Annotated in this window: 3 protein-coding genes; all 3 read right to left on the minus strand. The window is 54.8% G+C overall.

The features are described from left to right. Positions 1–52: 52 nt before the first annotated feature. Positions 53–1,225, minus strand: a complete 1,173-nt coding sequence (locus AC1W8Y_RS14860; protein ID WP_482015271.1) for an SIR2 family NAD-dependent protein deacylase — start codon at positions 1,223–1,225, stop codon at positions 53–55. Continuing rightward, positions 1,222–2,418 carry a restriction endonuclease subunit S gene (locus AC1W8Y_RS14865; protein ID WP_482015273.1) on the minus strand — a complete coding sequence of 399 codons (1,197 nt, stop codon included), beginning with the start codon at positions 2,416–2,418 and terminating at the stop codon, positions 1,222–1,224. The genes AC1W8Y_RS14860 and AC1W8Y_RS14865 overlap by 4 nt, the downstream gene beginning before the upstream one ends. A gap of 64 nt (positions 2,419–2,482) precedes the next feature. Next, positions 2,483–4,189: a class I SAM-dependent DNA methyltransferase gene (locus tag AC1W8Y_RS14870; RefSeq protein WP_482015274.1), complete on the minus strand. Its 1,707-nt coding sequence runs from the start codon at positions 4,187–4,189 to the stop codon at positions 2,483–2,485. Between the last annotated feature and the right edge of the window lie 324 nt (positions 4,190–4,513).

Consider the following 4,513-nt stretch of genomic DNA (forward strand, 5'->3'; position numbering starts at 1 on the left):
AGCGTGACGGACTCGCGTAGCAGAGCGAGGTCGTCGAGAGAGTGGAAATCAATCATCCAAACACCACCTGTTTGCGCGCGACGGCAATTGCAAGCTTGAGAACTTGCTCCAGCAAACCGTGATCCTGATTGCCTTCGGCATCTGCTGGCGTCGGGTACCAAAGCGGCCGAATCTTGAGCTGCAGCAGCCGCGCCTCCTTGCGGGCGCGCTCTTGTGGTGTGGTTGGCTCGTTCAGCAAAGCAAAGTGATCCGGAATTTCAAACGCTGCTTCATCCACCACAGACTTGAACAAATCTAGTGTCTTGTCTTGCTCAAGACCGCAACCCAAAAACAGCAGCGAGTGGCTGATGAAGATTTGCCTTAGGGCCCGTGGCAACTGTTTTTGGAAGGCAATGGGTTCACCCCCGGCCCCGCCGTAGGCCGCTTGGTATTGCGCCTCAGTGAACACATGAGTGTTGGGCTGTCCTGCATCTCCGTGCAGCTTCAAAATGCAGCGCTCGCCGCGCAAGAGCCGTTGCACAAAGTTGTTGCCGGCCTGCGTGCCGTGCATGTATCCGTCTAGCGGCTGACCCCGGTCCCGAAAAAGTTCTTCGATGACCGTGTCGAAATTGGTAGTGACGATGCAGCCGCTTGCCAGCTCGGGCAGCAGCCTGACCGGCCCATTGATCGCACCGCGTTGACGAAACTCGGTCTGGATGAAATTCTGAACCTGCGGAGCCGCAGCCTCATGCAGCACCTGGGCCGCTTGCAGGTAGTCGTACACCGCCATCAGTGGCTCGATGTCCTGCACGTCAAGCCCATTCAGCTTCTGCGCGATCTTGCGCAGCGCCTCGCCCCACATCGGATAGCCGCAGGGTTTGGAGAGCCCTGCGCCCACAAACGGGGCAATCCGCCCAACCCGAACGGCATCCACCAAGTCGAGGAAAACGGCTTGTTGGTCGGAGGCTTTGATGAAAGCTGCTGCGGCTTCGTGCTGATCGACCTGGCGCTGCCCTTCCCAGTAGTCCAGCTCGTCCAGATAAGCATCACGCTCCACCCAGTACAGGGCATCGCTGACCTTCACCAAATATTCGTGCTCAGGGTCGCGCAAGCTCCTGAACGACAGCGGATCGGCGTCGTCCAGCACTGCGTTGAATTCCTGATTCGAGGAATACGCCGCCTGCAAGGCCTCCTCGACCTTGTCCACGATGAGTTTGTTTTCGCGGAGCTTCTTGATGTCCATCATGCGGCTCCGGAAGGTTCGGTGTGCTCTGCGACAGACAACTCGCCAGAAAGAAGCTTGGGGAGTAGGGAGTCGCGAAGATCAGCCAGTGATTTGCTTGACTCCAGATTGGAGTGAATGGCCTTGCGCAGAGTTGCCACCTGAATATCAAACTGCTGCAACGTGGCTGAATCAGGTAGAACTAACTCGAGGCGATAAACATTCTCGCGATTGAGGCCAGGTACAGCCGCATCGGTATTCATCTTCTCCAACCCCATAGTCTGCATTGCGTAGTAGCAAAACGTCAGTGGCGCTGCCAACGGCCGCACGTAGTAGGTCGTATCGATTGGAAAAAATGGCTTGTCTTCCCAGTACAGACTGCCTACCGTGCCTTTACGGCCAACGATGATTGAGCCATTCGGAACGAGTGGCGTGTTGTGATAGCCAGTGATACCGCCGGAGCCGTAAACCGGCACATCTCCTTCGTGCCTGTCAGTTGACTTGAGTGCTTTGCCATAAGCCAGTTCGAGCACGCCACCTACCCGCTGAACAGCCCACCCCTTCGGAATCTCCCCCAACTCCGACTCCTCCATCTCATCCGGAAACAGCGCAGCCGTGGCGGCGAGTTGTTCGAAGGCTTCGGGCGGCAAGGCATCGAGTTCAGCCTCGGCTTTGCCGCTGATGGCGCTCATCGCGGCGCGCAGAGGGTCGCGGTCTTCGGCCTTGGCGGCGATTTTGGCTTTGACGGGGTCGAAATCGACAAACCACGATTTGAAGATGGCTTGCGCCATGCCTTCGAGGGTTTGGTTGATGCGGCGGTTGAGGTCGATCTTGGCATCCAGGGCTTTGAGAACCTTAACGATTTCTCGTTGATGACTGGGCAATGGATAGCGGACTGGAATGCGATTCAAGTTCCCTTGCGTCAACTTGGGCATCACAGCGCCTGTGAGATAGGGCTGGATGTCTGCGACTTGCAAGAAGTAATGAAGGTACTCGGTACTGACCTCATCCGTGCCGGTAACGACGTGAGCGTGGTTGTTGACCCAGAACTTCCCGTGGGCCATGAAGGCGACGGGTGTCTGCCTTGTCCGAAGATTCTCGCCGTCCTCCGCTATTAGCAAGTAGCTGCCATCGAAAAGGTAGCCATCCACTTGGTCGACTATCCCCGACGCACCGTAGTAGGGAAACGCCCCCTTCTTTCGTTCCGACTCCTTCACGGGTCGTCGTTTGCCGTCGTGGTTGTTGGTGATCTCACCTAGAGGCTTCTCAAACCATTCGATTTCAGAATCCATATCCCAACCCCGCCAAGTTCTTCTTGATCTCGCTTTCCAGCTTCGCGCTCTCCGCAAACTGCCCTGCCAGTTGGCTCGTCAGCAGCGCCATCTTGTCCGCAAAGGCTTCGCCGTCTTCTTCTTGCTCCTCGGCGCCCACATAACGCCCCGGCGTCAGCACATGCTCGTGCTTGCGGATGTCGGCCAGCGGGGCTGAGTAGCAAAAGCCTGGCACGTCCTCATAGCCTTCACTGTGCTGCCACGCGTGAAAAGTGTCGGCCACTTTCTTGACATCATCTGGCGTAAAGTCCCGCAGCACGCGGTCTTTCATGTAACCTAGTTGACGGGCATCGATAAAGAGATACTCGCCACGGCGGTCGCGCTTCTTCTTGTTGAGGTTGTAGCCGTTGGCCTTGTCTTTGGTCAGGAACCAAATGCAGGCCGGAATTTGCGTATTGGTGAACAGCTGACCCGGCAATGCCACCATGCATTCCACATAGTCACGTTCCACCAACTGCTTGCGGATTTCGCCCTCGTTGTTGGTGTTGCTGCTCATGGAGCCATTGGCCAACAGCAGCGCCATGCTGCCGGTAGGGGCCAGGTGAGCCAGCATGTGCTGCAGCCAGGCAAAGTTGGCGTTGCCTTGGGGCGGCGTACACCCGGGCAGCCAGCGCCAGTCGTTCTCCAGCTTGGCGTTCCACCACTCTTTCATATTGAAGGGTGGGTTGGCCATCACGTAGTCTGCGCGCAGGTCGGGGTGCAGGTCATTTTGCAGGGTGTCGCCGGGTTGTCCACCAAAATTGAAGTCCAGCCCGCGAATCGCCATGTTCATGGCTGCCAGTTTCCAGGTGGTTGGATTACTCTCCTGGCCGTAGACGCTGATCTGCCCGGTTTTGCCATTCGCGACCTTACCACCGTGCTCGGCGATGAATTCTTCGCTCTGCACAAAGAAACCGCCCGAGCCCATGGCCGGGTCGTATACGCGGCCCTTGAACGGCTGAAGCATCTCCACGATCAGCGTGACGATACTCTTGGGGGTGTAGTACTGGCCACCCTTCTTGCCTTCGGCCAAGGCGAACTGGCCGAGGAAGTACTCGTAGACGTGACCGAGGATATCTTTACTCTTCAGATTGAGCTGTTGTCCGTTATAGGTCGGCTGACTGAAGTTGGTGTCGGAGAAATGGGCGATCAGATCGGCGAGCTTATGGCTGTCGATCTGGGTACGCGCAAAGTCTTTGTTCAGCACGTTTTTCAGCTTACTGTTCTCGCGCTCTATTGCTTCCATGGCGTTGTCTATCAGCCAGCCGACCGTACGCATTTTCTCCGGTGCATCTTTGCCTGCTACCTTCCATGGCAGAGCATCACCCGGCGGCAATTGAGCGCAGTCGCGCAGGATTTGCCAGCGTGCTTCAAATGGCACCCAGAAGACATTCTTTTCTATGTAGTAGTCGCGAATTTCCAGTTCGTTTTTTAATGTGTCTTCGTAGTCATCAGGAAAATCTTCAGGGTCAAGATAGTAGTCGTGCCCAGCATTCGTAAACTGCTGGTGCAGTTCTGTTTGTCTTTCTTCGAAGGCATCGGAGACATACTTTAGAAAAATCAGTCCAAGCACGATGTGCTTATACACCGATGCATCCAGCGAAGAACGCAGCTTGTCAGCCGCAGTCCACATTTTTTTTTCAAGGTCATTGAAAAATTGTTGTTCTATTGTATTCATTGATTTCTTTGAAAGGCGAATTTATTCTGAGGCGCTGATTGCATCTATCGATGCATCTGGTTAGGCTTAAATGGGAGCAACATTTAGCTTATTTGGGACTACTGCAATTAGAGGGGAGTTTCCCAAAATGGTAAAGTGGCAATACTAACGTATACCGAGGCGCTTTTCTATATGCAATGATCACTGCCAACTAACGCCAACAACTAACTGTCGCATCGGCATTCGATGTCTTTCTAGGAATCCCGGCAACAACTCACTCTCGAACAATTAATGATCAAACAACACTAACATTGTAACTACGCAAGTGCTAGATCTCGGAATAAT

It is taken from the genome of Jezberella sp., assembly GCF_964834465.1.